Origin of the sequence: Microcoleus sp. AT3-D2, assembly GCF_036705715.1 — a bacterium.
Classification (GTDB): domain Bacteria; phylum Cyanobacteriota; class Cyanobacteriia; order Cyanobacteriales; family Microcoleaceae; genus Microcoleus.
In genome coordinates, this window is record NZ_JAUBVE010000162.1 from 1 (window position 1) to 2,757 (window position 2,757).

Annotated in this window: 2 protein-coding genes; both read left to right on the plus strand. The window is 45.3% G+C overall.

All coding sequences use genetic code 11. From position 1 onward, the window contains the following. Nucleotides 1-139 precede the first annotated feature (139 nt). Nucleotides 140-1,963, plus strand: a complete 1,824-nt coding sequence (locus tag QUB44_RS30395) for a hypothetical protein (protein ID WP_333373544.1) — start codon at nucleotides 140-142, stop codon at nucleotides 1,961-1,963. After that, on the plus strand, nucleotides 1,963-2,691 hold the full coding sequence (locus QUB44_RS30400) for a hypothetical protein (RefSeq protein WP_333373546.1): 729 nt from the start codon (nucleotides 1,963-1,965) through the stop codon (nucleotides 2,689-2,691). The genes QUB44_RS30395 and QUB44_RS30400 overlap by 1 nt, the downstream gene beginning before the upstream one ends. The last annotated feature ends 66 nt before the right edge of the window (nucleotides 2,692-2,757 follow it).

Genomic DNA, 2,757 nt, shown 5'->3' on the forward strand with positions numbered 1-2,757 from the left:
ATAGATAGTCTAAATGAAAGCTCATCACTACAACTGTATTGGTTGATCTATTTTACACCATAAACTCAGGAGAGCCACCATAAGGATTTACGCCTAATAATTAGCACTTCGTATAAACATAACTGATTGAGGATACATAATGGCGACCACACAAACGATTGTAATGTTTTTAGCACCACCCTTGTTAGTTGCATTCACGAGTCAAGAGGCTATGGGTTTCAGCCTGAGTTTTGCAGCAAAAGGAGCACGAGATTTATACCTTCCAACTCAGTCTGTCACTTATATACAGGGGAATGAAGAAATAACTATCAGCACCAGACTGCAGCAGCCTGGTAAAATAACACAAATGCCACGTGGCGGGACGATAACTTTGCAAAATCTGTTAGAGGCTTATAGGATATCAGCTTATAATAATTCCGGTCGTACACAGATTTGGAATTTTACTAAAGCGGATAAAGACTTAAGAGGAAATGTAGAAGTATTAAACTATTATGCTTGTACTTTTAAAATTCCCTGTAAATATCCAAATTTACCAAATGTAACAACACCTAATCCACCTGCTTCAACCGGAGTGGGAGCTGGGATTGAGTTGAATTACCGGCGAGGTAGAGGTGATACAACACGAGACCTTCGTTGGATTCAGTGGGTAAACACTAACCACCCGGCTCATGTGAAGCAACATGATAATAAAGTGTCAAAATACCTTGACAATGTAGGCCGTGAAAACACCCCTTTCTATCCACGAAGTACCGAAAGATTGGCAGACAGAAGCTATAGAGAAGATCCCCTAAACGAGCATTATTGGATTGCTGAAGCTTACTTAGCTGACATAGAGACATTCACCAGAAAAGATAAAAACGAACTAACTATTACGGAAACGAACGTTACCATTTATAACGGAATACGGTGGGGCTGGAAAAACAAAGTAACCCGTCGTCGCAAACAACCAGTGCCCGTTCCCGTTCCCGTTCCAAAGCCAACTCCAGTTCCAGTTCCAGTTCCAGAAGAATATTGTCCACCACCAGGTTTGCTTACTAAAAGCGGTAGCGCTATTGTCGCCAGCAGCAGCGGTGGCGGCGGCATACGCTGCGTAGCAGTATCACCATCGCCAACACCCTCACCATCGCCCACACCCAGACCAACCCCGCGTCCATCGCCAGCACCGAGTCCGCGTCCATCGCCAGCACCGAGTCCCCGTCCGGCACCCAGCCCGCGTCCAGCGCCAGCACCCAGCCCGCGTCCAGCACGAGCACCCCGTCCGGGTGGGCGTCCGATTCGGGCGGTTCCCATTTCTGCGATACCAAACGCTAAGGCCCAGAACTTGCGTCCAAGCTCACTTTTTGAGAGCAGTAGCAAAGCTAACACTGACTACTTAACAGCAATCAGCAGCGACTTACTCGAAGACCCAGAATTATCATCAACAGACTATAGTTTGAACAATGCCAACGTAGCAGGCCTCAGTCGTGATTTGCTGGAAAATCCAGAACTATCATCAACAGACAGCAACGAAAACCAAGTAAATTTAGCCGGCATCAGCAGCGACTTACTGGAAGACCCAGAACTATCATCAACAGACAGCAACGAAGACCAAGTAAATTTAGCAAGAATCAGCAGCGACTTACTGGAAGACGCAGAATTATCTTCAACAGACAACGATGAAAATAATGCAGATATAGGAGACATCAGTGCCGACTTACTGGAAGACCCAGAACTATCTTCAGAGGATAACAATTCTGAGCGAGTAGATTTAGCAGAAATCAGCAGCGACTTACTGGAAGACCCAGAACTATCGTATCTTGACGATACTCTCACCGCAAAAACTCCAAAAGTCTCAGCTAAAAACACCGACGACGCCCTCGCCGCCGCAGCCGTTCCCGAACCAACCACCGCATTAGGAACTTTATTTGCCCTCGCTGTATTGCCTGTAATTAAAAGACTCAAAAACCGGAAAAACAAAGAGTAATGAAAACCCTCTACACCCTGCTATATGCCCTCAGCATCATCCTCATCAACCCCTGGGGAAGCAGCCGGGGCCTCATCTGGACTTCCCCCAAAGTATTAATTATTTGGCTAATAATAGGAGTCAATCTCGCCCTCTTGTCGGAACAAAAAAAAGCCCTAACCATTCCCCGAAAATGGAAAATTTCCCTAATACTTTGGACAATATTTCTCTCAATCGGAGCTATCTCCACTCTACAAAGTCCTTTCCCTTTAACTTCTTTCTTCGGTCAAGACCAAATGGGAGACGGGTGGCTCTACTGGCTGTTAATCGCCGCCTTCACCCTCAGCAACAGCTTGCTCCTAATCGTACACCCGCAACTCATAATTTCCCAACTAAAAGGACTGCTAATTGGCGGCACGATTCTTTCTCTTAGTATCTTCCCCCAAATCATCGACTGGCGGATCGACTATACCGCCACAATGGGTCAAATTATCAGAGCTGATGTTAATGCCAGCACCATATTTCAAGGGCAACAACCAATAGGATTGTACTCCCATCGCGGCCACGCAGCCATAGTTTTAACATTAATAATAATTACTGCTATTGTGGGTCGGTTTGGGAGATTTACCGCAACTAAATTAACTGCAATTACTTTAATTTTAACTGTTCCCGCACTGCTGCTAACTTCTACCCGAAGTGCTATTTTAGCTTTGATGGTTGCCAGTGCCTATTTGCTCCGGCTCTCCTGAGTTTATGGTGTAAAATAGATCAACCAATACAGTTGTAGTGATGAGCTTTCATTTAGACTATCTATT

Coding starts and splice junctions, on each gene's coding strand:
- QUB44_RS30395 (WP_333373544.1), top strand. CDS start 140: ATGGCGACCACACAAACGATTGTAATGTTTTTAGCACCACCCTTGTTA.
- QUB44_RS30400 (WP_333373546.1), top strand. CDS start 1,963: ATGAAAACCCTCTACACCCTGCTATATGCCCTCAGCATCATCCTCATC.